The following is a 24,011-nucleotide window of genomic DNA, read 5'->3' as shown; positions in this document are numbered from 1 at the left end:
GCCAGGAGCCAGCATGACGGACGCCGACATTCGCAAGGGGATGCCGCCCGTCAAGCTGTCGCGTGAGGAGTTCGAGCGGCGCTACAAGCGTCAGTTCGTCGATCCCGCCTATGCTCCGCTTGGGCGCGAGCTCGATGCCATCATCGCTGCGGCCTGGGACGCCTACAGCCATTCGCGCAAGGCACCGTTGACGCGGAAGGCCGGCGCAGGCTTTTCCGACCCGGACTACGATCTTGCCGTCGACTGGCTCGATGCGCGCTCAAAAATCCTGGAGGCGCAGCGTCGCCACGACGATGCCGACGAGACGCCGCGCATCCTGATCATCAACGGCTCGGCCCGCAGCGAGCACACCTGTCCCGGCGAGATGTCCAAGACCTGGCGGATGGTCAAGCTGGCCGAGCCCGTCTTCATCGAGATGGGATTTGCCGTCGACATCCTCGATCTGTCGCGCCTCGCTTCGGAATTCGGCAAAACCATTCATCCCTGCAAGTCCTGCGTCGGCACCGCCATGCCGCTGTGCCACTGGCCGTGCAGCTGCTATCCGAACTACTCGCTGGGCCAGACCCACGACTGGATGAACGAGATCTATCCGCTCTGGGTTGCCGCCCACGGCATCCTGATCGTGGCGCCCGTGAACTGGTATCACGTGCCCGCCGGTCTCAAGGCGATGATGGACCGCATGGTCTGCGCCGATGGCGGCAATCCCGATCCGACCTCGACCCACGGCAAGAACGCCGCGGAAGCCAAGGCGATCGAGCTGAAGGGCTGGCCCTATCCGCGTCATCTCGCCGGCCGCCATTTCGGCCTCGTCGTTCACGGCGATGCGGTCGGCGCCGAGGGCGTGCGACGGGCCTTGTCCGACTGGCTGACCGACATGCAGCTGATCTCGGCAGGGCGCTACGCCGAGCTCGACGGTTATGTCGGCTACGACGAGCCATACGCCACATCCCATCGTGAGCTCGACGAGGACCGCGAATTCCAGCAGGAAGTGCAGAATGCGGCGCGCGCGCTCGGCAATGCCGTCCGGCTCGCGCGAAGCGGGCGCCTCGATGAGCCCGGCGCCGGTCTTGCGGACCCGAACCCCAAATGACTGGCGCGCCACCCCTTGAATGCCTGATCGTCGGAGGCGGGCCGGCGGGACTGATGGCCGCGATCTATCTAGCGCGCTTCCGCCGCCGCGTCTGCGTCGTGGACGCCGGCGCGAGCCGGGCGGCCCTGATCCCGCGCAGCCACAATGTCCCCGGCTTCGTCCACGGCCTGTCCGGCGCGGAACTGATCGAGCGGATGTCGGCCCAGCTGAACGAGCTCGCCGTCACACGCGTGGAGGCCGAGGTCACGGCGTTGCAGCGTCACGAACACGGTTTTGAAGCGAGCTGGAATGGCCGCGGGCATGCGGCCGCCACAGTCATTCTCGCCTGCGGGATCGTCGATACCCATCCGCCGTTCGCGGAGTGGCGCGCGGCGGTCGCGGACGGACTCCTGCGCTACTGCCCGATCTGCGACGCCTTCGAGGCCACCGGCCGCCGCATTGGCGTCGTCGGGCCGCTGGATCGTGCCGCCGCAAAGGCGCTCTTTCTGCGTGGCTATGCGCGCGACGTGACGCTGCTTGCGACCGGCGCGGACGACGCGAAGGCCGCAACGTCGGAGCTGTCCGAGGCGGGCGTCGGAATCGTGTTCGCGCCCGAGCTGCGCCTGGCGCGGCGAGGCGGCGGCGTTGAAGCGGATTTCGCCGACGGACGTACCGCGCAATTCGACATCGTCTATCCTGCGATGGGCGCGGAGGTCCGCTCCCAGCTCGCGATGGCGCTGGGCGCCGACCACACTGCGGACGGTCATTTGAAGGTCGACGATCACCAGCGCACGTCGATCGCCGGGCTCTACGGAATCGGCGACGTCGTCACCGACCTGCACCAGATCTCGGTCGCGTTCGGCCACGCGGCCATCGCGGCCTGCACGATCCACAACAGCCTGCCGCCGCGATTTGCGTGATGGGGCGGCGGTGAGCCTCACAATCGACTGGAACCGGGAACGAAGCGCGTTGCCCCGCTTTGGTCGAGCGGAGCGGGGCGCGCAACTGGAGACAACCGATGGCTCAATCCGAAGACATGACCCGCTGCATCGCGCTTTGCATGAGCTGCTACCAGACATGTCTCGGCACGGCGATGAACCATTGCCTCGAGACCGGCGGCAAGCATGTTGAGCCGAAACATTTCCGCCTGATGATGGCCTGCGCCGAGATCTGCCGGACCGCCGCGCACTTCATGCTGATCAACACGCCGCATCATAAGCACACCTGCGGTGAGTGCGCCGAAATCTGCACCGAATGTGCCGAGGATTGCGCCCGGATCGGCGGCATGGACGAATGCGTCGCGACGTGCCGCTCCTGCGCCCAATCCTGCCGCGCGATGGCGGCTTGAGGAGGTGCCCATGCTGGAAGAGAAACTCAAGGAAGCGATCGTCGGCGAATTGCAGCGTCAGGCCGCCGACCGGCCGCAATCGCTGAAGGTGCAGGGCGCGGGAGACGCAGCGGCCTCCGAGGAGCTGACCGTCAACGGCAAGATCGACCTCGGCGCGCTTGTCATGGTGATCGCAGGATCGGTCGCCGGCGGGCCTTGAGCTCGATCGTCGACCGCGGCCTCAGCCATACTCCTCGCCGATGCCGTATTCCCGGTAGATCTGCAGCGGGTCGAGCTCGGGAAACAGACGGCATTTGGCCTGCGCAAGATGCAGGCTCACCGCTGCCGGCTCCTTGCCGTTCGCGAGCAGCTTGCGGATGTCCTCCATATGCGCGTTCGGCTGGTGCTTCGGTTCGAGCTGCTCCAGCGCGACCAGGGCGGTCGCGAGTGCCTCGGTCAGAACCCAGTCGTCGTGGCCCGTGATTCCCTTCTTCGACATCGGAAGAACCCCACATCTGGTGGCGGTCACAGTTTACCGCGCCTTCGGCCAAATCGCCATTGAGCCGTTGCGGGCCGTTCGCGCGCGCGAGGCCATGGGCCATGCTCCGGCTTGCCTTATGGCCGCCTCAGGCTAAAAGGCGGCTAGTTGCGGGGGCGGCAGTATCTTTGTTGAAACAAACTTGGCGTAGACGGGCCGTATCCAGGCTCGCCGTTCCGGTCTGGGTCCCGATCCCGCACGTCGCAACACCATAGGGTTGCGACCCCTCAAGGTTCGAGCCAGCATGGTTTTTCTCAGTTTCGTCTACCGCTTCCTCACCAATTTCGCCTTCATGGCGGTGGTCTATTTCAGCTTGAACTTCATGGAAAAGTATCCGAACCGGGCGATCCTGGCGATCCTGGTGCTGGTCTATGCCGCCATGCGCGCGGCCTCGACGCTGCGGGCGTTCTACTTCTTCCAGAAGATCGAGAAGCTGGAGGCCGAGACCAAGCGCCTTCAGGCTCCGATCAACGACGGTTCGGGCAGCACCACCGCGCGCAAGCAGGTGATCACCGACGTCGCGCGGCTGCGGCGGGACGGCGAGCTCAAGTCCTACATGGACCTGTTCTTCCTGGCGCTGATCGTGCTGCTCTGCGTCGCCGCCATCATTCGGCAATAGCAGATCAGGCGCGTTTTTTCAGGCTGGCGACGCGGGTCGGACGGGGCGGCACGCCCTTGGAGGCCGCGCCATTGGCCGCGGCGCTCTTCGCTGCGGTACTCTTGGGTACGATGTCGACGGGCTGCGCGGCGTGATCCGCTGCAGCCGGCGCCGCCTGGGCGGTACGCCGCCCATGCAGCTTGGCCGTCTTGCCCTTCGCGCCTCTGCCCTGTGCTGCCTTGTCCTTGGCCGGATGTGGCCTCTCGGCCGCCATGGCGAGCCGGGTCGCGGCGCGCCGCGATGAGGTCGTCGACATCAGCACCTCGACCGAGCCTTCCGGAATCGCGAACAGATCGCGACCCGGGACGGGCAGGGTGGATGCGAGGTCGATCTGGCCCTTGCTCCGGCGCGGCAGCAGCGACTGATGCTCGCCCTGCACATTGAGGTTCGCGAGCGCAGGCGCCGGCAGCGTCCTGGTCTGCGTGAACACGAAATGCGGCACGCGCGGCCAGCGCGCGATCGGCGTCGTCTCGGATGGCGGATGCATCAGCCATTCGACCGGCGTGGTCGGCGTCGCCGGCCGCTCGGGACTGGCGGGCACCACATGCACGATGCGATAGCCGCGCGCCTTGAGGTCGCGGATGATCTTGGGCAGTGCCGCCACCGTGCGGGCCTGAATGTCGTGCAGCAGCAGGATGCCCTTGCCCTTGGCCTCCAGCCGCTGGATCGCAAGCTGGTAGACGCGGTCGGACGAGACGTGCCGCCAATCGTCGGCCGGGAAGTCGGCGCTCCAGACCTGGAGGCCGCGCGAGATCAGATGGTTCTCGAGGCCCTCGGCGCGCATCAGCCCGGGAATGCGGAAGAAGGGGGCGAGCTGCGACGGATCGGTCATCGCGGCTGCGGTCCATTCGATGCCGCCATTGATCTCCGCCTCGGCCTTCTCGATCGGCATCCGGTCGAAGGTCAGCGGATGGTCCATGCTGTGCGTGCCGACGGTATGGCCCGCCGCGACCAGCTTGCGCACGCCTTCCGGATTGGCCTTGGCCTGGTTGCCGACGATGAAGAAGGTCGCCTTGATGCATTCGTCGGCGAGGATCTTGAGCACCTGGTTCGAATATTTCGGGATCGGACCATCGTCGAAGGTCAGGACGACCTCATGGTCCTTCAGCGGCAGCGTCTCGCGGTACTGCATGGTGCCGATCAGCGGATGTTCGCGCGGATCGACAACGAGGGTGCGGGAGGTGCCGAGGGCGTCGGGGTGGCCGGGACAGTCGGCTGCGAGCGCGGCCGGCGAACCGGCGGTGAGCATTCCCAGACAGAGGACGATCCACGATCGCGTCCGCAAAACAACGCTACTTCCGATCATGAACCTCGTCTGCCCCCATGCAATTTGGCGCCCTAGATAGGTCGGAGATGGCTCAAAACGGTTCAGCCGCAGCCGCTCTCATCTTCACGGGGTAGCATGAACAGAGTGTTAATTGGCCCCAAATCACCCCATTTTGCCCGGGCGTGACATTCCGGCATCAGCGCGTATCGGCGCTCTTCTGTGATGTGCCCGCCGGGACGATGTGGACCACCCGATAGTCGTTCTCCCTCAGATACCGTAGAAACGCCGGCATCATTGCGGCCGTGCGCGCCTTGTTGTCGTGGAAGAGGATGATGCCCTTTCCGCTCGCGGCGAGACGCTCGGTGACGAGCTTCAATTGCTGCTCCGGCGTCATCTCCTCCCAGTCGCTGGCCCATAAATCGGCCCCGAACACAATGATGCCGCGCGTCTGGAGCAGGTCGAGCTGCGCTTGGGTCGACTCGAAATAGGGAAAGCGGAAGAACGGCGTCGAGGGTGTCGTCGTCGAGACTCCGTGTAGCGCCATTTCGTCTGCGGCAATGCCCCGATCGATGTCGGCCATGGCCTTCTCGAACGGAATACGCCCCATGAACGGATGCGAGTAGGAGTGATGCCCGACGGTGTGGCCCTCGCGGGCGATGCGCTTGACCATGTCCGGGTGCTCGGAGGCGTGCTGGCCGATCAGGAAAAAGGTCGCGCGCACGCATTCCTGTGCCAGCGCCGCCAGCACTTTCGACGTCGTCGGCGGGTTCGGCCCGTCGTCGAAGGTCAGCACGACCTCGCGATCGGCCAGCGGCAGCGTCTGCGGAAAGCTCTTCAGGCCCACGCGCGGATAGGTCTTGGGATCGACGCTGAGGACGCGCGAGGTGCCGAGCGCGTCCTTGCGCGGGCACTCGGCGGCCTCCGTCTCGGCGGCGCCGATGACGGTCGCGGCATTGCCGATGACGGTTGCGACAAGCGCGCCCGCCATGGTCGAGGTCCACCTTAGTCGCAGCATCTTTGCCATTGCGCTCGGCTTTGCCTTGTGGGTATTGCCTGAAGCCTCAGCTCACACCACCGGTTCCAACCTGTCAAACGGCGAGGCGCGCCATGGATGAACATCTGGACGTTGCCCCATCGGCTGCGGATTCGGTACTCGACCACGTGCCGATGCGCAATGAAGACGGCGATATCAGGCACGAATTCGTCGAGGAGGTCGCCCGTGCGATCGAGGCCGGGGACAGCGCGGCGCTGCGTGCCTGCGTCGCGGAGCTGCACGAGGCCGATCTCGGCGATCTGATCGGCGCCCTCGAGCCCGACGACCGCGTCCGCCTGGTCGAGCTCACCGGCCGCGATTTCGATTTCTCGGCGCTGAACGAGGTCGATGAGACCGTCCGCGAGGAGATCCTCGAGGAGCTGCCGCCGGAGACGGTCGCCGAGGGCGTCCGCGAGCTCGAATCCGACGATGCGGTCGAGCTCTTGGAAACCCTCGGTGCCGAGGAGCAGGAAGAGATTCTGGAGAAGCTGCCGCTCAAGGAGCGCGTCGCGCTCGAGCGCAGCCTGCTGTACCCGGAGAACTCCGCCGGCCGCCGCATGCAGACCGAGTTCATCGCCGTGCCCCAGGATTTCACGGTCGGCCAGGCGATCGACTACATGCGCGAGACGCCGGATCTGCCCGACCGCTTCTACGAGATCTACGTCGTCGACAAGGAACAGCACTGGCAGGGCGCGGTGCCGCTCGACGTGCTCCTGCGCACGCGCCGGCCGGTGGCGCTGACCGAGCTCACCGACGAGGACCGCCGCCGCGTCTCCGTCCTGGAGGACCAGGAAGAGGTGGCGCGCATGTTCGGCAAATACAATCTCGTCGCCGCGCCCGTGCTCGACACCCAGGATCGCCTCGTCGGCGTCATCACCGTCGACGACGTCGTCGACGTCATCGAGGAGGAGGCGGACGAGGACCTCAAGGCGCTCGGCGGTGTCACCAGCGACGAAGAGCTGTCGGACACGTTCCTCACCATCGCCCGCGGCCGCTTCAACTGGCTGCTGGTGAACCTCGCCACCGCGTTCCTGGCGTCCTCCGTGCTCGGCCTGTTCGAGGGCCAGCTGGAGAAGATGGTCGCGCTCGCGGTGCTGGCGCCGATCGTGGCGAGCCAGGGCGGCAATGCCGCGACCCAGACCATGACGGTGGCGGTGCGGGCGCTGGCGACGCGCGAGCTCGGTTCCTCCAACGCCTGGCGCGTGGTGATGCGCGAGGCCCTGGTGGGCCTCGTCAACGGCCTCGCCTTCGCCGTGATCACCGGCATCGCCGCGGTGGCCTGGTTCAAGATCCCGGGCCTCGGCATCGTCATCGGGCTCGCCATCGTCTGCAACCTCGTGGCCGGCGCGCTCGGCGGCATCCTGATCCCGATGGCGCTGGATCGCGTGCGGGCCGACCCGGCGGTGGCGTCGGGCACGTTCGTGACCACCGTGACCGACGTCGTCGGCTTCTTCTCCTTCCTCGGGATTGCGACGCTCTGGTTTGGGTTGAAGTAGGTCTCACCCCATCGTCATTCCGGGGCGCGCCACTTGGCGCGAACCCGGAATCCATTTGTCCGCGTCGACGCTGCACAATGGATTCCGGGCTCGCGCTTCGCGCGCCCCGGAATGACGACAACCGTCTTTAATCCGACTTTAAGCGACCTGCCGCATCATCGCCTTTGCTTGGGGGAATGGGCATGCGGTTGCGGCTGAAGGCGGACGGACGGATCGTCGAATTGCGGAATGGGCAGGAATTTCCGGTCCAGCCGCTTTCGGTTCAGCCGACGGCCAATGCGGCGCCGTCTGACACCGGCCCGCTCGCGGTGCGCGATCTGCGCCGGCGCGCCTGCCTGACCCAGATGGAGTTCGCCGCCAGGCTCGGCGTACCCGTCGAGACCATCCGCAACTGGGAGCAGGGCAAACGCGCCCCGCGCGGCCCGGCCCGCGCACTGCTCACGGTGATCGCGCATGCCCCCGACACGGTGTTCCAGGCGCTCGCCAAGACCTGACGCCAAGCCTGACGCCAAGCCTGACGCACAACCTCCCGTTAGGCCTGCATCGAATATCCCGCCTGGCTGCCGCGGCTTCCGTTGGCAGTATCATCGACCGGGTCCATAATGACGTCTGGGGCTGTCGCAACGGAAGAGGATTCCTCATGCTGTTCGTCGAGGCCAATGGCGCAAGGATTCCGGCGATCGGTCTCGGGACCTGGGAGCTGAGCGGAAGGCCGGCCGCGCGCGTGGTCGAGCAGGCGCTACGGCTCGGCTATCGCCATATCGACACCGCGCAGGTCTACGACAATGAGCGCGAGGTCGGCGACGGTTTGCGCGCCTCCGGCGTGCGCCGCGACGACGTATTCCTCACCACCAAGGTCTGGACCAACCATTTCGCACCCCATGATCTCGAACGCTCGGTGAAGGAGAGCCTCGCTCGCCTGCGGCTTCCCTCGGTCGATCTGTTGTTGCTGCACTGGCCCAATCCTCATGTGCCGCTCGCGGAGACGCTGGGCGCGCTGTCGCATGCGAAGACGATGGGCCTGACCCGCCACATCGGCGTCTCCAATTTCACCGTGGCACTGATCGAGCAGGCGGTCGCGCTGTCGGCGGAGCCGCTGGTCTGCAACCAGGTCGAGTATCACCCCTATCTCGATCAGGCGAAGGTACGGGCGGCCTGCGACCAGCATGGCCTTGCCCTCGTCGCCTACAGCCCGATCGCCAAGGGCCGCATCAAGTCCGACCAGACGCTGGCCGAGATCGGTCGCGTCCACCGCAAGACGGCGGCGCAGGTCTGCCTGCGCTGGCTGGTGCAGCAGAATGTCGCTGCGATCCCGCGCACCTCGCGCATCGAGCGCCTGTCGGAGAACATCGAGATCTTCGATTTCGAGCTGTCGGAAGACGAGATGGACCGGATCGCCGCGCTCGCCAATCCGAAGGGACGCCTGACCGACTTTGGCTTCGCCCCGAAATGGGATTAAGAGGGACCCGGGGTATGCTAGGACCGCGGCGGCAACCCAAGATCGGTCGATGGAACTGGGGAAGATCATACGGACGGACATTGCCGCCTCGGCAATCGCCCATCTGACGCTGGTGGCGCTGATCATCGTGATCAGCGAGGTCCGTCCGTTTCATAGCCAGCCGCCCGAAACCGTCGCGGTCGACATCGTCACGCCGGAGCAGGTGAAGCAGGAGGAAACCAAGGCCGAGGAGAAGAAGGAAGAGGCGAAGCCGCCAGAGCCGCTCCCCGATCTGAAGCTGCCGAAGCCGGATATCACGGACAAGGCGGAGGCATCGAAGCCTGCGGCCAGGCCGCAGGCGGCAGCACCATCGCCATCACAGCAGGCCTCGCCTGAGCAGCAGCAGAAGCAGCCGCAGGCCTCGAAGCAGCGTGAGGCCAACGCGCAGCCGCCGCCGCCGGCCGCGCCGCCGCCGGCCTATCAGACGCCGCAACCGGACGTCACCATCAAGTACGGGGTCATGCTGGGCTTGCCGCCCGAATTGCCGGTCGAGCCGAAAGGCGCCAAGGACGACGGCGGGGATGCCAACGATTCAATCGCTGCGAAGCTTCCGCCCGAGGTCATCGCGGAGCTTCGCCGTCACTTGCGCGGCTGCGCCAAGCTGCCGCCCGGCGTCGCACCGACCGACAACGTTCATGTCAAGCTGCGCACCGTGTTCGCCACCGACGGCACGCTGGCGCGCGAGCCCATCCTGATCGAGGCGCCGCCGTCCGCCAAGGGCGTGGCCATCGTCAAGTCCGCAACGAGCGCGCTGCAGAACTGCCAACCCTACAAGATGTTGCCGGCCAATCTGTACGGGGAATGGAAGGTGCTGGATCTGCCGTTCAGCCCGAAGGATTTCGGCGGATAGCGCGTCGTCGTGTAGTCGTGTAGCCCGGATGAGCAAAGCGTAATCCGGGGCTGCTCGCCCGGCAGCTCGAATTGTCCCGGATTACGCTCGCGCTCCATCCGGGCTACGAGAGCAGGGTGTTTCGCTTCTCTGTCAACCTGCCCGCTCTAAAATATTCCGCTTTACCGAAATTCGGAAATGACGTATGTGTCGCCCATCCCGGCTCAATCTCGAGGGGCGATCATGAGGTCGTCATTGTCGCGAGCCGGGCTTGCGGTGGACGCGGCAGCGTCGTGTACGAGAGCTGAGGGCAGGGCGGATTGCTCTCCGTGAGCCCGAGGCTTTGTACGGACGAGCGGCGCCGTCAGGTTCGTCGCGCCGGCATTTCGATGGCAACGTGCACAACGCCGTCGAACCCTGCGGCGCCAACGAACCGCGCGTACGGCAAAACCGTGTGGTCCTGGCCGTCGTTGCTACGGCCAAGCTCTGGCGAATGCGGCCCTCGCGTCAACCGGCGCGGTGCCGGCGACTTTCGCGGGAGTGAGGGAGGCCAGAGGGAACTCGGCTCCCGGGAGAGCGCGGCATAAGCCGTCCGACCATCGCGCAGGGGAGGCCGTGTGTTGGGCTTCACCTGTATGCTGCTGTGCGGTTCTTCCTGCGTGTGCTCTAGCGCAGCGGACCGCGGGTGCCGCCGGCACCCGGCCTTCCCTGCGCCCTCTTGGCTAAGAGGGCGGCGAGACGAAGCAAAGCTCGGGCGAAGCAGCCGCGAGATCGCGAAGGCATGTCTGTGATCCGATCTCGTGCCCCGGACGCAGCGCAGCGTCCCCCCGGCGATGCGAAGCATCGTCCGGTTCGACAGTGCGCTGCAGAGCCGGGGCCCATGTCTCCGAGCAATCCGTGTGGCGCTGGGTCCCGGCTCGGCGAAGCAGCGCTTCGCGCTGTATCGCGTCCGGGACACGTGCCTCAATGCCCCCGCTTCATCCCCTCGCCACCATTCACCACCTCCGGCGCCATCGCGGCCCAGGCGCTGGACGCGAACTGCCGCCGCCAGGTCACGACCACGACCGCTGCCGTGGTCACGAACAGCACCCAGGGGCTGACGAACCAGCCGAGATAGCCGAGCGCGAAGAAGAAGGCACGCTGGCCGCGGTTGAAGTGGCGGCCGGCGGATTCGAACAGGCGCGAGGTGCGGATGACGTGGGCTTCGGCCTCGGGGGTGTCGCGCTGTGAGGCCGGCGGCATACCGCCGAACAGGATTGCGACATAGTTGAACAGGCGATAGGCCCAGGCGAATTTGAAGAAGGCGTAGACGCAAATCAGCACGAGGCCGACGCATTTCAGCTCCCACAAAGCGGGCGAGCAACGATTGATTGGCGGCAGGCGATGGCGCTAAAAGCGGCTGCAACTGCAGGACTCAACGAAGGACCAGTGACATGGCTGCGCTGAAACTCGCGATCGGCAACAAGAACTACTCGTCATGGTCGATGCGGCCCTGGCTCGCGCTCCGCGCCAACGACATCCCGTTCGTGGAGACGCTGATCCCGCTCTACACCGACGATCCCGCCGACAAGGCGCAGATCCTGTCCTTCAGCCGCGCCGGCAAGGTGCCCGTGCTGGTCGACGGCGACGTCACCGTGTGGGATTCGCTTGCCATCATCGAGTACGTCGCCGAGCGCTATCCGGAAGCGAAGCTCTGGCCTGACGACGTCGCCGCGCGCGCGCATGCCAGGTCGGTATGCGCCGAAATGCATTCCGGCTTTGTGGCGCTGCGCAACGAATGCGGCATGAACCTGCATCGGCCGATCCGCGCCGTGGCGCTGTCGGCGGATGCCAAGGCGAACATCGCGCGCATCGAGGAGATCTGGCGCGAGTGCCGCACCCGCTATGGCGCACAGGGACCGTTCCTGTTCGGCCGCTTCGGTGCGGCGGACGCCATGTATGCCCCCGTCGTGCACCGCTTCCGCACCTATGCGATCGAGGTGGCGCCGGACACCAGGGCCTACATGGAGACCATGATGGCGCTGCCGGCGTTCCAGGAATGGACCCGGGATGGACTGGCCGAAACGCTCGTCATCGCCAAGTTCGAGGACGCCTGAGCGGCAGTCCGACCGGCGCCGGCCGGAGGCGAGGACGCCAGCCGATCGGGAGGAGGGTGCGACAGGCCTGCGACAGGTCGGCGGAATAAGCAGCTCCGCCGGTACCATCGCCCCACCGGCTGTCCCGTTATCATCCTGAAATAACTGCAAAAATTGTGCGCGGGCCATGCCGGCATGGCGCTGGCCAAAAGCATCGGACGCGTGCTATACAGCCGCCCGGGTTTCCGGCCGGCCCTCGCAGTGGGACACTGGGCGAGGCGGGCGCTGTTTGAGTAATGGAGAGGGTGTTGAAGCACAAATTCCCCGTGGGAACGCGCGTCCTATTCACGGCCAGCAATGTCGCGCGTCCGGCTGCGAGCGGCGCGTATGAGGTCATCCGTCTGCTCCCGACCGAAGGCGACGACTGCCAGTATCGGATCAAAAGCTCGACCGAAGCCTTCGAGCGCGTCGCCAAGGAAAGCCAGCTCGCGCTCTCCTGAAGGCCGACGCCGTCAGTGCATAGGCGCCTCCCGGGAATTGTACTCTGCCGCCGTCAAAAGGCCCGCTTCACCTTCACAAGGGTGGGCGGGGGCAGTTGCCGACTCGCGGTGCTCGCTTGACCATCCGCTCTTTGCTCGCGTGAGGGGACGTCGCGCATGAACTGGGCATGGGCCACTTCGCTCGACCAAATCTGGCTCTCGCCGGCCTTCCCGATTTGGATGACGCTGGCGGCTGCCGGATTCTTCGGATTGATTCTGCTGATCACGCTGTTGCGCGCCGACAGATCGGTCGCGAACGGCGCGCTGACCGTCATTACCCTGCTATCCATCGCGATCGCCGGCGCAGCCACGGTGCGTCTCTATGGACCGGACGCGCCGTCCGCTCCGGCCGAGGCGCGCGCGCAAGCTGTGGTGAGCGCGAGTCTGCCTGCGCTGTCCTGTCTCGACGATCTCGCCGGCGATGCCGTTGGCGCCGGCTGCGAGAAGGCGCTGTTCGGCGCGCCTGACGCTGCGGCCGCGGCGGTCTCCTACACCGCCGCCAGGATCGACCGCCTGACCGCGCTCGGCGATGTCGCCACGGCGGAGAAGAGCCTGACCCTCGACATGAAGGTGCTGCGCAAGTCGCTCGAGCGAGATCGTTACGGTCTCGTTGCACATGTGCTGGTGGCGCGTGACGGCTGCACGAAGTTCGATTGCGCCGCGTTCCGCTCGCTGACCGACCAGCAGCAGGTTGCCGCCAACATGGACTCCCATCTCTACGAGACCCTGGTCGCGCGCTATGCGCCGACCTGGAACGCGCCCGCAGCAGCCGCAGCGGCGATGCCCGCCAACGCCGCGCTCGCCGGACTGCCGCCGTCAATGCCGACGGGCAGGCCGACCAATGCCGAGTTCCCGAGCGCGTCCTCGACGCCGCCGGTGAGCATCATGAATCCGGAGCCCACGGCGGCGACGCGCCAGGCCGCGCCGGCCGCAAATGCGGCGGCAGCACCGCGTGCGCCGGCCGCGGCCTCCGCACAGGCCGCAGCGCCTCCGGCATCGAGCCCGCCGGCTGCGAAGAAGCCGCCGCCCCAAAAGGCTGCGCGTGCGCCTGCGGCGCCGGTTCCGCTCGCGCCGCCGCCGGCCTCGACCGCCGCGCCCGCGCCTGCGGATAACGAGTAGATCGGCATTCCAAATGCTGGGTTGCCCGGCTAATGCTTGGGCATGCCACTCCATCTGATCAAGCTCGCCGTCGGCTGCGACTCCGTCAAGGAATTGAAGGAGTGGGTGGCCGAACGGATGCAGACCGCCAAGAAGAAGGGTCTGCCGCAACATCACATCCACATCACGCGCATGGTGCCCAAGCGCGACGCCGAGATCCTCGCCGGCGGCTCGCTCTACTGGGTGATCAAGGGCGAGATCGCCGCGCGCGAAAAGATCATCGGCATCGAGCCGTTCCGCGACAAGGACGGCATCGGGCGCTGCCGGATCGTGATGCAGCCGAAAGTGATCTCGGTCTCGCCGCGGCCGATGCGCCCGTTCCAGGGCTGGCGCTATCTGACCGACGATTCCGTGCCGGCCGATCTCGGCAAGTCAGCGGCCGGCTCGATTGCGGCGATGCCGGAGCCGATGCGGCGCGAGCTGCGTGACCTCGGACTGCTCTAAACAGCCATATTGTCGATCAGCCGGGTGGTGCCGAGCTTGGCTGCGACCAGGATCCGCAAGGGGCCGTCCTTGCGCGAGGTGACCGGTGCCAGCGTCTCGGCATGGCGGACCTCGTAATAGTCGAGCACCAAGCCGGCCGCCTTGACCATGTCCGCACCGCCGGCCATCGCCGGCGCGATCGAATCGCCGGCACGGATGCGCCCGGCGCTCTCTCTCATGGCGCGGTAGAGGACAATGGCGGTCTGGCGCTCCTCGGGCGAGAGGTAGACGTTGCGCGAGGACATCGCGAGTCCGTCGCGCTCGCGCACGGTGCGGGAGCCGATCACCTTGACACCGAGGTCGAGGTCGCGCGCCATCTGCGTCACCACGCGCAATTGCTGGAAATCCTTTTCGCCGAAGATCGCGACATCCGGCCGGACTTGCGTGAACAGCTTGCCGACGACCGTGGCGACACCGCCGAAGAAGTGCGGGCGGAAGCGGTCCTCGAGGCCGGCGAGCGCCGGCCCCTCCGGCGCGATGCGGGTGGCAAACCCCTCCGGATACATGGCCGCGACGCCCGGGTGCCAGACGATATCGACGTCCTCGGCCGCGAGCTTGGCGATGTCGGACTTCCAGGTGCGCGGATAGGCGCCGAAATCCTCGGTCGGAGCGAACTGGGTCGGGTTGACGAAGATCGACACCACGACGCGGCTGGCGCGCCGCTTGGCGAGGCGAACCAGCGACACATGCCCGTCATGGAGTGCCCCCATGGTCGGGACCAGTGCGATCGTGGCCTTTCGCTTGCGGAGATTGTCGACGGCGCGTCGCAGGGCGGGGACCGTGCGGGCGATCAATGGGCTTGCTGACATTGGGACTCGACGATTGGGAAGCGGCGCAGGTGCGGGCGTCGCGCCCGGCCGGCTAACCTTAACAAGCGGCGATCGTGGACGCCATGCATCCGGATGCGGCACAGCATCCCGCGCAAGGCGGCGTAGAACGTCGCGACATTTTGGGCTGGATCACAGACGAAAGACGGCGCCGCGACACATCGTGAGAACGGCGCGTTGCAATTTGCATTTCCTGTCACGCATTTCACTTGACCGCTGACGCGGTCAACTCGAAGATATTCGCAAGGGGTGTTGAGGATCGCCATGCTTGTGCAGGCTAGCCAAGGCCAATCCGGCTCGGCGCACGTGGTCGTGCTCGGCAACGAGAAGGGCGGCTCCGGCAAATCGACCACGGCCTTGCACATCGCCGTTGCACTTCTGAAGGCCGGCCAGCGCGTCGCCACCATCGACCTCGATTGTCGCCAGCAGAGCTTCACGCGCTACATCGGCAACCGGTCCGCCTGGGCGCAACGTACCAAGCTCGACCTCGAGCTGCCGGTGCATCGCTGCATCAAGCTCGGCGAGACCATGCAGATTGCCGAGAACGAGAATTCCGAGTTCCAGCAGTTCATGGAAGCCGTCTCCGCGGTCGAGAGCAGCTTCGACTTCATCGTCATCGATACGCCCGGAACCGACAGCTATCTGATGCGGCTCGCGCATTCGATGGCCGACACCCTGGTCACGCCGATCAACGACAGCTTCCTCGATTTCGACGTGCTCGGCACCGTCGATCCCGCGACTTACGCAGTGACGGGCGAGAGCCACTACGCCGAGATGGTGCGTGACGTCAGGCGCAAGCGACGCCAGCTCGACGGCGCGACCACCGACTGGATCGTCGTGCGCAACCGCCTGTCCATGCTCGGCTCGCGCAACAAGCAGCTCGTCGCCGAGGGCCTGAAGGATCTGTCGCTGCGGCTCGGCTTCCGCTACGTCGACGGCTTCGCCGAGCGCGTCGTGTACCGCGAATTCTTCCCGCGCGGCCTGACCGCCCTCGATGATATCGACGAGGCCACGCTCGGCATGCGGCCCAATCTCGGCCATCTCACTGCGCGGGAGGAGGTGACGAGCCTGCTCCGCCAGCTCAAGCTCCCGCTCGACGAGCGCGGCCGCCGCCGCGCGGCTAACCGGGCCGAGTGGTTCAGCCAGGTCGACAAGCCGCTCGAGGTCCACGATATCCTCGGCGCCTGACCTCGCGGTATAAGGCTACTCCCGGCCGATCCGGGCCTTCGGCCGACGCGGGAACCGGGGCTGCGCCGCGCGCGTTTTCACCCTGCATTTACCGCGAGTCGAACCCGATCAAGACCGGTTGCGTCGAATAGGGACCTGCACCCTCACGTAGCGGTATGAGAATGGGGTGCTCACCGAACGAGTGCAACGCACAATGAAAGGGCTGCCGATTCACAACATTTAGCCTTCCTGTCACGCTGCTGTGACATATATTAGGGAATAGGCGACAAGGGGACGAAGAGCCCCGGAGAACACGATTTTCAACAGGGATTCAGGCCGCTTAGGCCTGAGGCTGAGGACGAAAATGAAGCGTGGAATTGCCGTTCTGGTTTCGGTCAGTGCCCTCTGCGGCATCGCCTATTTCACGGCGAGCAAGTGGGCGATCAAGCACGAGACCATCACATTCTACGATGCCTCGCGCGATAACCGTCCGGTGCCTGTTTCAATCGCGGTGCGCCGCGACAAGGAAATGCAGGCCAATGCCGGCATGATCAAGCTGCCCGTCGCGGTGATCAATCACGGCAACACCGTCAAGAACACCGAATACGGCTTCCTCGCCAACATCTTCGCTGCGCGCGGCTACATGGTCATGAGCCCGCAGCACGATCTGCCGACTGATCCTCCGATGGTCACCAAGCCCGGCGAGCTCTATGTCGGCCGGCTGCCGCAGATCCTGCGCGGCGTCGCCAACATCCATCTCGCCGTGCACGAGATGAAGAAGGTTCAGCCCAACGCCGATTACGACAAGGTTACGATGGTCGGCCATTCCATGGGCGGCGACATCACCATGTACTTCGCCAAGCAGTATCCGGATGAGGTCAAGAAGGTCGTCACCCTCGACAATCTGCGCGTGCCCTTCGTCACCGCGGGCAAGTTCAAGATCCTGTCGTTCCGCTCCCAGGATCCGCAGTTCAAGGCCGACGCCGGCGTGATTCCGACCGACGAGGAATGCGAGCAGGCAGGCATTCAGGTCGTGAAGACCGAGTTCCAGCACAACGACATGCGCGATACCGGTCCGGATGTGGCGAAAAGCTCGATCCAGAGCATGCTCGACAAGTTCCTGAGCGCGACCGACAGCGAGATCGCACCGGTCGACACGCAGTCCGCCCCGCCCAAGATCCTGGAGCCGGGCCCGGTCGCCCTGATGGCTCCTGCCAAGAGCTGACGTCCAAGAGCTTACCGAGCTGACGTCGTCGCAAGGCTGCACCAATCGTCGAAGCCTCCGCCGGCGCCCGCCCGCGGAGGCTTTGCGCATTGACCGGGCCGCATGCGCTGACCACATTAGCTGCTGACGCAAGGTGTAGCTGCGATGTCGGGCGAACCCATCAAACCGCGCGGCCGCGATACCGTCTCGGCGCGAGCAGACGGCGTGCTGCCGCAAGCGCAAACCTCGACCTCGGAAGACATCGCCGCGTTCGTTGCCAAGGCGCGGACCCTCTCGCCGCATGCCCCGGGCGCGAGGGGGCGGCTGATCTTCGCGCTGGATGCGACCATGAGCCGGCAGCCGACCTGGGACATGGCCTGCGCGCTCCAGGCCGACATGTTTCGCGAGACCGCAGCGCTCGGCAGTCTCGACATCCGGCTGGTCTACTATCGCGGCCTCAACGAGTGCCGCGCCACGGCTTGGATTTCAGACAGCGCCAGGCTGGCGACGCTGATGAGCAAGATCGATTGCCGCGGCGGCGATACCCAGATCGGCAAGGTCCTGAGCGAGGCTAGGCGCGAGGCAGTCGCATCCGGCGTGCGGGCCGTGGTCTTCGTCGGCGATGCCATGGAGGAAGACATCGACGAGCTCTGCGCCAAGGCCGGCGAGCTCGGCATGCTCAAGGTGCCCGTATTCGTCTTTCAGGAGGGCCATGACGCGGTCGCCGAACAGGCCTTCCGCGAGATGGCGCGGCTGACTGGCGGTGCCTGGTGCCGGTTCGATCCCGGTGCGGCAGCGCAGCTGCGCGAGCTGTTGCGGGCAGCTGCGGCCTATGCCGCGGGTGGACGTGAGGCGCTGTTGAAGCTGGCTGGAAGCGTGAGTGGCGCGGCGAAGCTGATCAGCCAGATGAAATAGCGGCCCGGCCGGTGCGGCTTGCGGCGCTGGGCGCCATGCTTTTTGACAACAGCACGACTATATTCCGGCCATGACCCTGATCGCCGGCGCTGTCGCCGTTATCACGCTGTACCTGCTGCTCCAGATGTTCCGCTCCGCCAATCCAGCGGTGCTGGCGCGCACCCTCAAGTTCGGCGGCGGCGTGCTGGCGCTGGTGGTTGCGGCCTTCACCGGCTTGCGCGGCGAGCTGGCGGTTGCGATCCCGCTCGGAATTTTCGGCGCGGGCCTGCTCGGCTGGACACCACTCGCGAATGCCGGCTTCGGCAATGTCGGCGGGCTGTTCGGCGGCGGTGCGACGCGCCCGTCCGGGCAGGCCTCGCGGGTGCGCTCGCAATTTCTGGACATGCGGCTCGACCACGATTCCGGCCAGCTTTCTGGCCAGATCGTTGCGGGGCCTCATGCCGGGCGCAATCTCGACGAATTCGATCTCGCCGGCTTGCTCGTGATGGTCCCGACGTTCGACGCCGAGAGCGTGGCCCTACTTGAAAGCTATCTGGACCGCCGGTTTCCCGCTTGGCGTCAGAACGCGCAGGGCGATACGGCAGGGCGGCAGCGCCGCACGGCGGCGAGCAGCAAAATGACGGCGGAGGAAGCCTATCAGATCCTTGGCTTGCAGCCGGGAGCGGGGCGCGACGACATCAGCCGGGCCCACAAATCCCTGATGAAGAAACTCCATCCCGACCAGGGGGGCTCGACGTATCTCGCTGCCCGGGTAAACGAGGCCAAGGATACTCTGCTTCGCACGCATAACGGCTAACTCCGGCACCAACGCTACAAACGCCCGTACCGCGTGAGCTCCGTTTGCTCTGTCTGCCGTCGCCCGCCCTTGTCGGCGTGGTCGATCCCCTTGAGCAAAGTTTTAACCGTAAATCCTTGACGAGAGGTTGTCGTGGAACAGCCTTGTCCGGAACAGCCTGCGCATCACCGCCTCACCAAAACGAAAATGCCCGCGCAAGGCGCGGGCATTTGGTCTGGAGCGGAGAAGAAAATCAGTTGCGAACGGTGATGCAGGAGATCTCGGCACGTTTCAAGGTGCGGCAGACGGCTTCGGCCTGATCGCGCTCGAGCCCGGCGAAGCGGGCGCGGTAAAGCTTGCGATTATCCTTGGCGACGACGGGCTCGGTGAACGGGTCCGCCTTGCTGAGCAGGCCGCGGGCCGAGTTGCGGGCCGCGTCGATGCGCTGCTGAGCTTCGTTCTCGCTCTCGAGCGCACCGACCTGGACGATCCAGCCGCTGTGGATGACGGCGGGCTTGGTGGTGGCGCTCATCTGGATCGGCTGCGGCGCCGGGTCGGCCGAGGCGAGCTTGGGTGCGGCGGGAGCCGGTGCGGCGGGGGTTGCGGCCGGCAGCACGCCAAGGATGCCGTTGCCGGTACCGAAGCCCGCCGGCTGCCGCGGCAGTTCGGTGCGGGCCATCTCGGCCTTCGGCGCTTCGGGCTGGCTCACCGCCTCGGGCTTGTTGATGAGATCTGCCCTGGCGACGACGGCACCGGAGGTTTCCGCGACGTCGGAGCGGTGCGGGACGGTGCTGGTGACCGGTGGCGCAACGACCTGGACACCACCCTGGGCCGGAGCCGCGGAGGCGACCTTCACGGCGCCGGCCTTGACCTGAACGGTCTTGACCCGAACCGGCTTCATCGGCTCGGACGAGCCGGGGATGATGGAGAGCGGCTGGCTCGAGATCACGCCATTGGTGAGCGGCGCCGGCTCCACCTTGGACTCCGTCGGCCGAGCTTCGGGTTTGGAGTGAGCGGGCGGCATCGCCGCAGTCGCTGCGGCCAGCGTCGACAGACGCGCGGCGAGGCGCGAAGGGGCGGCTTCGGGAGCAGGGGCCGCCGCGGCTTGGACCGGCAGGGCGGGCCGTGCCGGCATATCCGAGGCATCGGCGACATCGGTGTTGGCTTCAGTGCCGTTGCGCTCCGTGACCGCAGCGACAGTGCGGACGGTCGCACCCTTGTCGAGGTTCTCCGCGAGCAGGTTGCGCATGATGGCGTCGCGCGAGCCACCGCTGCGGCCGCCGAGCACCACGCCGATCAGGTGGCGGTTGCCGCGGCGGATCGAGCTGACGAGGTTGAAGCCGGAGGCGCGGGTGTAGCCCGTCTTGATGCCGTCCACGCCTTCGACACTGCCGAGCAGGCGATTGTGGTTGCGGATCGACTGTCCGCGCCAATTGAACGTCGAGGTCGCGAAATAGCGATAGTAGCGGGGGAAGCGCTCCTGAATGGCGCGACCCAGCGTGGCCTGGTCGCGCGCGGTCGTGACCTGCTCGTCGTTGGGCAGGCCGTTGGCATTGCGGTAAACCGTCCTGGACATGCCGAGCGAGCGCGCCTTGCGCGTCATCATCCGGGCGAAGTCGTCCTCGTCACCGGCGATCGCTTCCGCGATTACCACGGCTGCGTCGTTGGCCGAACGGGTGACGAGGCCCTTGATCGCGTCCTCGACGCGAATAGTCTGACCGGCACGCAGATTCAGCTTGGTCGGATCCTGGTCGGCGGCGTGCTTGGACACCGGCATCTCGGTGTCGAGCTTCATCTTGCCGGATTCGAGGCGCTCGAACAGCAGATAGAGCGTCATGATCTTGGTCAGCGAGGCCGGGTGGCGGATCGCGTCAGGGCTCGTCGCCTGGAGCACTGCGCCGGAATTGCCGTCGATGATGATGGACGCGAATTTCGAACTGGAGCTCTCGGACACGTCGTGCTGCACCCGGTGGTGCGCATAATGTCGACGATGGCGCCGCGCCTCGGCTGCGTCGACGGTGAAGATGACTGCGGTGGTGACCGTAAGAAGCCCGAAAACGCCAACCCGCGCCCAGCGCGAGGCAGACAAGTTTTTACGAAGCATGGAACCCCGTCCCCGTTTCTGACTTGATCACCGGCTCGTGAGGCGAAATTGTGCCCGACGGACCCGGGATCATTACCTGCTCAGGCTGTCCCTCCGCTGGTTGTTGGCCGCGGGGGACGTTGGACCCGAGCCGCTGTTCTGGCTAAGGTGATGTTCTCAAACGGCTTTTGGCCGCTCGCGGAAGTGACCACGTCCAGGGAATCAAAGTAGGGTGGCCCGGTTTCCAAAAGCTTAAGGAACCCTTGCGGGAAACCCCGGGAATCTCTGTGATTTGCGCCGGATTTGTGCGCCGCACAAGATTCTTGACTTTGTTGTGCGTTGCACTAATTTTGGGCGGAGTCAGGGAGCCGGGGCTTCCCGACGCGAGCCAGGGAAAAGGATTCCGAAATGTTCAAGGTTGAAGACTTCCAGAGCTACGGGAAAGAGCAGTTCGAGCAGTGCGTTGCCTCCGCGACCTCAGTGCAGCACGGCCTCCAGGCGATCGCCAGCGCCTATGGCGACTACACGAAGAAGTCGTTCGAAGACACCAAGTCCTTCGTCGAGAAGCTTTCCGGCGTGAAGTCGCTGGACAAGGCGATGGAAGCGCAGACCGATTTTGCCCGTTCCGCCTACGAAACCTTCGTCGCGGAATCGCAGAAGATCGCCGGCCTCTACAGCGACCTCGCCAAGCAGGCGTTCAAGCCGGTCGAGACCATCGTGTCGAAGTTCACCCCGGCCGCTCAGTAACGTCTCGAGACATCCTGGAATCGAAAAGCCCGGCTGAACCAGCCGGGCTTTTTGTTGGGGAGCGATGCGACCGTCAGCGTGCGACGCGCAGCTTCGACAGCGAAGTGCCGATATCCTTGAACACCGAGACCGTCTGGCTCGCCGAAGTGACCAGATAGAACTTGTCGCTGCCGCTGGCGCAATATTGCAGCACGCTCGAGGTCGGATCGCCGCCGGTGTTCACCTGCACCGTATAGATCGTGATGTTGTTGGGCTGGGCCTTGGCGTTGTCGCAGAGGACCTTCTGGCGAGCGTCGATCTGCGAAGCACCGCTGTACCAGCGGTTTTGCGTGTTGAGACCGTCGGAGAGCAGGACGATCGCATCCTTGTAGGTGTAGTTCGTGTCCTTGGCCGGGGCATTCATGGGGTCGCCCATCGACAGCGTCATCCAGCCCCAGGCAAGGCCGATGCCCTGGTTGGTGTTGCCGGTCGGAACCAGCTTGTCGATCAGAGATTTGAGCGAGGTCCAATCGTAACTGAGCGGCATGACCGGCTGGATGTAGGCCGAATTGCTGGAGTTGCAGTAGGAATATTGCTCGGCCGGGAAAAGCGTAGCCGAATTGCTGCTCACTGGAGTCGTGTTCTTGGTGTCATAGTCCTGGTCACGATCGGTGACGCACCCGTTCCACGTGTTGTGGTTCCTCGGTGTCCAAATCTTGCCGTTGTTAACGCAGGTCCACTGTCTCGTGTAGGATGTGTTGCTACAGGTCCCGTTCACGGCCTCCCAGTCGGACCAGTCGATCCAGCTCTTCGTGTAGTTGCTGCTGCCGACGTTGACGTCCTTGGCGAACGGCACGATCGAGATGTAGACGTCGCCGTTGGTCTTCGCGAGCGCGCTGAGCTGGTCGACCAGGTTCTTCGCGGCCGTTTTCATCGCCGGCATCTTGTCGTCGTACGCCATCGATCCCGTGACGTCGAGCACCAGGGCCACGCGCATGCGCGTCAGGCCCCAGGCGCTGGTGGATGAGGTGCCGACGTCGAGGGTCGGGAAGCCGGCGATCTTCATGAAGCTCGTCGTGTAGGTGCCGGTTCCGGTCAGCTGGATCGTCGAGCCGATACTGGTGCTCGCGTTGTAGGTGGCGCCGACGCTGACCGAGGGCAGGGTCTTGGTGTCCGTGAACAGGGCGTTGAAATAGGATTGGGCCTTGGTGGAGATCTGAGACGTCGAGATGGTGCCGGCGGACAGGTCCCGTGACAGCATCAGCGCGGTGGAATCGAGGGCCGACTGCATCGCGGTGCGCGCCTGGGCCGCGCGGCTATAGTCGATCGCAGCGCCGACGAAGCTCAGCACTGGAACGAGCGCAATGGCGAAGATCACTGCGATATTGCCTTGCTCGGCCGCTGCGAAACGGGCGAGTTGTCGACCAAGGCGGCTGACGAGGGGCAGACCAGACATGACGATCCCCGAAATCTGTGTTTTGCCCGATTTCGCGCCATGCCATTGAATGGCAGGTAAATTGGACTGTAGAAAAACGGAGCGTTTTGCGGAAAACCGTCGCAGCCGGGTTAACGGCCGGGTTCCTGGTCAACACGTTCTAAACCTGCCGCGCGGAAATTTTTGTCAAATCGCTCCGGATTGATTAACCTGATCAGGATCGCCCGGACCGGGAATCGGGACTGCTGCGACCGCATGGGCTGAACCCCCGCGTGCTTGCGGCGGGCCGGGGGCAGGGCCATATTGCTGGCGAGCGATCCGGCCTCGACCGCATTTGCCGGGAGCGGCGATCCAAGGCGGCGCGCCTGCGCCAGGCTCCGAAGGGCGGGGTCGCGCGGTGACCGCCATTCGCTTCCGTGGGGAATTTGAACGCCTGTGCCATGCTGCAATTGACTTCCAGCCTCGATCTGTCCGCGCCAGCCGCTGCCGACGCGCCTCGCATGAGCAATGACGACAACCGTTCGGGTACTCCCTCGGGTCCGAGCACGTCGGTCATCACCAAGGTCAAGCCCAAGACCAAGCGGCCGAACCTGTATCGCGTGCTGATCCTGAACGACGACTACACGCCGATGGAGTTCGTCGTTCACGTGCTGGAGAAGTTCTTCAACAAGGACATCGAAGCCGCGACCAAGATCATGCTGCACGTCCATCATCACGGGATCGGGGAGTGCGGCGTGTTCACCTATGAGATCGCCGAGACCAAGGTGACGCAGGTGATGGACTTCGCCCGCAAGCACCAGCACCCGCTGCAATGCGTGATGGAAAAGAAGTAAGACGGCTTGCGGCGCGTTTGAAGCCGGCTCTTGTACAAGCCGCAGTGTGATTGTCGCGTAGTGGGCTGCAGCCGGC

General features: G+C 65.4%; 25 protein-coding genes and 1 pseudogene. 19 read left to right on the top strand and 7 right to left on the bottom strand.

Annotation, left to right across the window (positions count from 1 at the left end; genetic code table 11):
- Positions 1 to 13 precede the first annotated feature (13 nt).
- From GA0061099_RS21135 to GA0061099_RS21120, 4 genes are all read left to right on the top strand, one after another.
- A complete protein-coding gene (locus GA0061099_RS21135; protein WP_036025633.1) occupies positions 14 to 1,090 on the top strand; it encodes a flavodoxin family protein in 1,077 nt (358 codons plus the stop codon).
- Entirely contained in the window at positions 1,087 to 1,989 is a 903-nt protein-coding gene (locus GA0061099_RS21130) for an NAD(P)/FAD-dependent oxidoreductase (RefSeq protein WP_036025632.1), read from the top strand. Before GA0061099_RS21135 ends, GA0061099_RS21130 begins: the two co-directional genes overlap by 4 nt.
- A 98-nt stretch (positions 1,990 to 2,087) precedes the next feature.
- Positions 2,088 to 2,417, top strand: a complete 330-nt coding sequence (locus GA0061099_RS21125; RefSeq protein WP_036013740.1) for a four-helix bundle copper-binding protein — start codon at positions 2,088 to 2,090, stop codon at positions 2,415 to 2,417.
- A 10-nt stretch (positions 2,418 to 2,427) separates the two neighbouring features.
- Complete coding sequence (locus GA0061099_RS21120; RefSeq protein WP_036013742.1) at positions 2,428 to 2,616, top strand: hypothetical protein; 189 nt, start codon at positions 2,428 to 2,430, stop codon at positions 2,614 to 2,616.
- Positions 2,617 to 2,637: 21 nt separating this feature from the next.
- On the opposite strand, the gene GA0061099_RS21115 is transcribed toward GA0061099_RS21120, so the two are convergent.
- A complete protein-coding gene (locus tag GA0061099_RS21115; RefSeq protein WP_036013744.1) occupies positions 2,638 to 2,895 on the bottom strand; it encodes a hypothetical protein in 258 nt (85 codons plus the stop codon).
- A gap of 283 nt (positions 2,896 to 3,178) precedes the next feature.
- Here GA0061099_RS21115 and GA0061099_RS21110 point away from each other — a divergent pair, with 283 nt between their 5' ends.
- Positions 3,179 to 3,553, top strand: a complete 375-nt coding sequence (locus GA0061099_RS21110) for a hypothetical protein (protein ID WP_036025631.1) — start codon at positions 3,179 to 3,181, stop codon at positions 3,551 to 3,553.
- Between the two features lie 4 nt (positions 3,554 to 3,557).
- Here the strand turns inward: GA0061099_RS21110 and GA0061099_RS21105 are convergent, their stop codons facing one another.
- The gene (locus GA0061099_RS21105; protein ID WP_036025629.1) at positions 3,558 to 4,898 is read right to left on the bottom strand and encodes a polysaccharide deacetylase family protein; all 1,341 of its coding nucleotides are present in this window, start codon (positions 4,896 to 4,898) and stop codon (positions 3,558 to 3,560) included.
- A 157-nt stretch (positions 4,899 to 5,055) separates the two neighbouring features.
- Positions 5,056 to 5,847, bottom strand: a complete 792-nt coding sequence (locus tag GA0061099_RS21100) for a polysaccharide deacetylase family protein (RefSeq protein ID WP_036025627.1) — start codon at positions 5,845 to 5,847, stop codon at positions 5,056 to 5,058.
- Positions 5,848 to 5,966: 119 nt separating this feature from the next.
- Between GA0061099_RS21100 and mgtE the strand changes: the two genes are divergently transcribed.
- The 4 genes from mgtE to GA0061099_RS21080 all read left to right on the top strand — a co-directional run bounded on the left by mgtE (position 5,967) and on the right by GA0061099_RS21080 (position 9,736).
- Entirely contained in the window at positions 5,967 to 7,388 is a 1,422-nt protein-coding gene (mgtE, locus tag GA0061099_RS21095) for a magnesium transporter (RefSeq protein WP_036025625.1), read from the top strand.
- Between the two features lie 176 nt (positions 7,389 to 7,564).
- Positions 7,565 to 7,882 (top strand): helix-turn-helix domain-containing protein, encoded by a 318-nt coding sequence (locus GA0061099_RS21090; protein WP_036013755.1) that lies wholly within the window; start codon positions 7,565 to 7,567, stop codon positions 7,880 to 7,882.
- Between the two features lie 146 nt (positions 7,883 to 8,028).
- Positions 8,029 to 8,847: an aldo/keto reductase gene (locus GA0061099_RS21085; protein WP_036013757.1), complete on the top strand. Its 819-nt coding sequence runs from the start codon at positions 8,029 to 8,031 to the stop codon at positions 8,845 to 8,847.
- A 49-nt stretch (positions 8,848 to 8,896) separates the two neighbouring features.
- On the top strand, positions 8,897 to 9,736 hold the full coding sequence (locus GA0061099_RS21080) for a hypothetical protein (RefSeq protein WP_036025624.1): 840 nt from the start codon (positions 8,897 to 8,899) through the stop codon (positions 9,734 to 9,736).
- A 942-nt stretch (positions 9,737 to 10,678) separates the two neighbouring features.
- Here the strand turns inward: GA0061099_RS21080 and GA0061099_RS21075 are convergent.
- A pseudogene (locus GA0061099_RS21075) lies at positions 10,679 to 11,080 on the bottom strand (DUF599 domain-containing protein); the annotation flags it as partial.
- 68 nt (positions 11,081 to 11,148) lie between these two features.
- Between GA0061099_RS21075 and GA0061099_RS21070 the strand changes: the two are divergent.
- From GA0061099_RS21070 to GA0061099_RS21055, 4 genes are all read left to right on the top strand, one after another.
- Positions 11,149 to 11,811, top strand: coding sequence for a glutathione S-transferase family protein (locus GA0061099_RS21070; protein WP_036025622.1), 663 nt, complete (start codon positions 11,149 to 11,151; stop codon positions 11,809 to 11,811).
- A 275-nt stretch (positions 11,812 to 12,086) separates the two neighbouring features.
- Positions 12,087 to 12,290, top strand: coding sequence for a hypothetical protein (locus GA0061099_RS21065; protein ID WP_085969273.1), 204 nt, complete (start codon positions 12,087 to 12,089; stop codon positions 12,288 to 12,290).
- Between the two features lie 156 nt (positions 12,291 to 12,446).
- The gene (locus tag GA0061099_RS21060; protein ID WP_074448012.1) at positions 12,447 to 13,448 is read left to right on the top strand and encodes a hypothetical protein; all 1,002 of its coding nucleotides are present in this window, start codon (positions 12,447 to 12,449) and stop codon (positions 13,446 to 13,448) included.
- A gap of 42 nt (positions 13,449 to 13,490) precedes the next feature.
- Positions 13,491 to 13,931, top strand: coding sequence for a DUF1489 family protein (locus tag GA0061099_RS21055; RefSeq protein WP_036015220.1), 441 nt, complete (start codon positions 13,491 to 13,493; stop codon positions 13,929 to 13,931).
- Here the strand turns inward: GA0061099_RS21055 and panC are convergent.
- Positions 13,928 to 14,779, bottom strand: a complete 852-nt coding sequence (panC, locus tag GA0061099_RS21050) for a pantoate--beta-alanine ligase (RefSeq protein ID WP_036025620.1) — start codon at positions 14,777 to 14,779, stop codon at positions 13,928 to 13,930. The two genes, GA0061099_RS21055 and panC, sit on opposite strands and share 4 nt — an antisense overlap.
- A gap of 282 nt (positions 14,780 to 15,061) precedes the next feature.
- On the opposite strand from panC, the gene GA0061099_RS21045 reads away from it, so the two are divergent.
- From GA0061099_RS21045 to GA0061099_RS21030, 4 genes are all read left to right on the top strand, one after another.
- Positions 15,062 to 15,985, top strand: a complete 924-nt coding sequence (locus GA0061099_RS21045) for a division plane positioning ATPase MipZ (RefSeq protein ID WP_036015216.1) — start codon at positions 15,062 to 15,064, stop codon at positions 15,983 to 15,985.
- Positions 15,986 to 16,328: 343 nt separating this feature from the next.
- The gene (locus GA0061099_RS21040; protein WP_036015213.1) at positions 16,329 to 17,189 is read left to right on the top strand and encodes an alpha/beta fold hydrolase; all 861 of its coding nucleotides are present in this window, start codon (positions 16,329 to 16,331) and stop codon (positions 17,187 to 17,189) included.
- A gap of 144 nt (positions 17,190 to 17,333) precedes the next feature.
- Positions 17,334 to 18,083, top strand: coding sequence for a hypothetical protein (locus GA0061099_RS21035; protein WP_036025619.1), 750 nt, complete (start codon positions 17,334 to 17,336; stop codon positions 18,081 to 18,083).
- A 70-nt stretch (positions 18,084 to 18,153) separates the two neighbouring features.
- Complete coding sequence (locus GA0061099_RS21030) at positions 18,154 to 18,879, top strand: DnaJ domain-containing protein (RefSeq protein ID WP_036025617.1); 726 nt, start codon at positions 18,154 to 18,156, stop codon at positions 18,877 to 18,879.
- A 232-nt stretch (positions 18,880 to 19,111) separates the two neighbouring features.
- On the opposite strand, the gene GA0061099_RS21025 is transcribed toward GA0061099_RS21030, so the two are convergent.
- Positions 19,112 to 20,962: a D-alanyl-D-alanine carboxypeptidase gene (locus GA0061099_RS21025; RefSeq protein WP_036025614.1), complete on the bottom strand. Its 1,851-nt coding sequence runs from the start codon at positions 20,960 to 20,962 to the stop codon at positions 19,112 to 19,114.
- 387 nt (positions 20,963 to 21,349) lie between these two features.
- Between GA0061099_RS21025 and GA0061099_RS21020 the strand changes: the two genes are divergently transcribed.
- A complete protein-coding gene (locus GA0061099_RS21020; protein WP_028135884.1) occupies positions 21,350 to 21,688 on the top strand; it encodes a phasin family protein in 339 nt (112 codons plus the stop codon).
- Between the two features lie 73 nt (positions 21,689 to 21,761).
- Here the strand turns inward: GA0061099_RS21020 and GA0061099_RS21015 are convergent, their stop codons facing one another.
- Positions 21,762 to 23,123, bottom strand: a complete 1,362-nt coding sequence (locus tag GA0061099_RS21015) for a vWA domain-containing protein (protein WP_074448011.1) — start codon at positions 23,121 to 23,123, stop codon at positions 21,762 to 21,764.
- Between the two features lie 479 nt (positions 23,124 to 23,602).
- Between GA0061099_RS21015 and clpS the strand changes: the two genes are divergently transcribed.
- Complete coding sequence (gene clpS, locus GA0061099_RS21010; RefSeq protein ID WP_036015195.1) at positions 23,603 to 23,935, top strand: ATP-dependent Clp protease adapter ClpS; 333 nt, start codon at positions 23,603 to 23,605, stop codon at positions 23,933 to 23,935.
- The last annotated feature ends 76 nt before the right edge of the window (positions 23,936 to 24,011 follow it).

This window comes from Bradyrhizobium yuanmingense (genome assembly GCF_900094575.1).
GTDB classification, from domain to species: Bacteria; Pseudomonadota; Alphaproteobacteria; order Rhizobiales; family Xanthobacteraceae; genus Bradyrhizobium; species Bradyrhizobium yuanmingense.
Note: the sequence above shows the minus strand (reverse complement) of the source record. Positions and strands in the feature narration are given on the sequence as shown.

Excerpts from the sequence above, each read along its gene's own strand:
- GA0061099_RS21135 (WP_036025633.1), top strand. The coding sequence starts at position 14 with ATGACGGACGCCGACATTCGCAAGGGGATGCCGCCCGTCAAGCTGTCG.
- GA0061099_RS21130 (WP_036025632.1), top strand. The coding sequence starts at position 1,087 with ATGACTGGCGCGCCACCCCTTGAATGCCTGATCGTCGGAGGCGGGCCG.
- GA0061099_RS21125 (WP_036013740.1), top strand. The coding sequence starts at position 2,088 with ATGGCTCAATCCGAAGACATGACCCGCTGCATCGCGCTTTGCATGAGC.
- GA0061099_RS21120 (WP_036013742.1), top strand. The coding sequence starts at position 2,428 with ATGCTGGAAGAGAAACTCAAGGAAGCGATCGTCGGCGAATTGCAGCGT.
- GA0061099_RS21115 (WP_036013744.1), bottom strand. The coding sequence starts at position 2,895 with ATGTCGAAGAAGGGAATCACGGGCCACGACGACTGGGTTCTGACCGAG.
- GA0061099_RS21110 (WP_036025631.1), top strand. The coding sequence starts at position 3,179 with ATGGTTTTTCTCAGTTTCGTCTACCGCTTCCTCACCAATTTCGCCTTC.
- GA0061099_RS21105 (WP_036025629.1), bottom strand. The coding sequence starts at position 4,898 with ATGATCGGAAGTAGCGTTGTTTTGCGGACGCGATCGTGGATCGTCCTC.
- GA0061099_RS21100 (WP_036025627.1), bottom strand. The coding sequence starts at position 5,847 with ATGGCGGGCGCGCTTGTCGCAACCGTCATCGGCAATGCCGCGACCGTC.
- mgtE (WP_036025625.1), top strand. The coding sequence starts at position 5,967 with ATGGATGAACATCTGGACGTTGCCCCATCGGCTGCGGATTCGGTACTC.
- GA0061099_RS21090 (WP_036013755.1), top strand. The coding sequence starts at position 7,565 with ATGGGCATGCGGTTGCGGCTGAAGGCGGACGGACGGATCGTCGAATTG.
- GA0061099_RS21085 (WP_036013757.1), top strand. The coding sequence starts at position 8,029 with ATGCTGTTCGTCGAGGCCAATGGCGCAAGGATTCCGGCGATCGGTCTC.
- GA0061099_RS21080 (WP_036025624.1), top strand. The coding sequence starts at position 8,897 with ATGGAACTGGGGAAGATCATACGGACGGACATTGCCGCCTCGGCAATC.
- GA0061099_RS21070 (WP_036025622.1), top strand. The coding sequence starts at position 11,149 with ATGGCTGCGCTGAAACTCGCGATCGGCAACAAGAACTACTCGTCATGG.
- GA0061099_RS21065 (WP_085969273.1), top strand. The coding sequence starts at position 12,087 with ATGGAGAGGGTGTTGAAGCACAAATTCCCCGTGGGAACGCGCGTCCTA.
- GA0061099_RS21060 (WP_074448012.1), top strand. The coding sequence starts at position 12,447 with ATGAACTGGGCATGGGCCACTTCGCTCGACCAAATCTGGCTCTCGCCG.
- GA0061099_RS21055 (WP_036015220.1), top strand. The coding sequence starts at position 13,491 with ATGCCACTCCATCTGATCAAGCTCGCCGTCGGCTGCGACTCCGTCAAG.
- panC (WP_036025620.1), bottom strand. The coding sequence starts at position 14,779 with ATGTCAGCAAGCCCATTGATCGCCCGCACGGTCCCCGCCCTGCGACGC.
- GA0061099_RS21045 (WP_036015216.1), top strand. The coding sequence starts at position 15,062 with ATGCTTGTGCAGGCTAGCCAAGGCCAATCCGGCTCGGCGCACGTGGTC.
- GA0061099_RS21040 (WP_036015213.1), top strand. The coding sequence starts at position 16,329 with ATGAAGCGTGGAATTGCCGTTCTGGTTTCGGTCAGTGCCCTCTGCGGC.
- GA0061099_RS21035 (WP_036025619.1), top strand. The coding sequence starts at position 17,334 with ATGTCGGGCGAACCCATCAAACCGCGCGGCCGCGATACCGTCTCGGCG.
- GA0061099_RS21030 (WP_036025617.1), top strand. The coding sequence starts at position 18,154 with ATGACCCTGATCGCCGGCGCTGTCGCCGTTATCACGCTGTACCTGCTG.
- GA0061099_RS21025 (WP_036025614.1), bottom strand. The coding sequence starts at position 20,962 with ATGCTTCGTAAAAACTTGTCTGCCTCGCGCTGGGCGCGGGTTGGCGTT.
- GA0061099_RS21020 (WP_028135884.1), top strand. The coding sequence starts at position 21,350 with ATGTTCAAGGTTGAAGACTTCCAGAGCTACGGGAAAGAGCAGTTCGAG.
- GA0061099_RS21015 (WP_074448011.1), bottom strand. The coding sequence starts at position 23,123 with ATGTCTGGTCTGCCCCTCGTCAGCCGCCTTGGTCGACAACTCGCCCGT.
- clpS (WP_036015195.1), top strand. The coding sequence starts at position 23,603 with ATGAGCAATGACGACAACCGTTCGGGTACTCCCTCGGGTCCGAGCACG.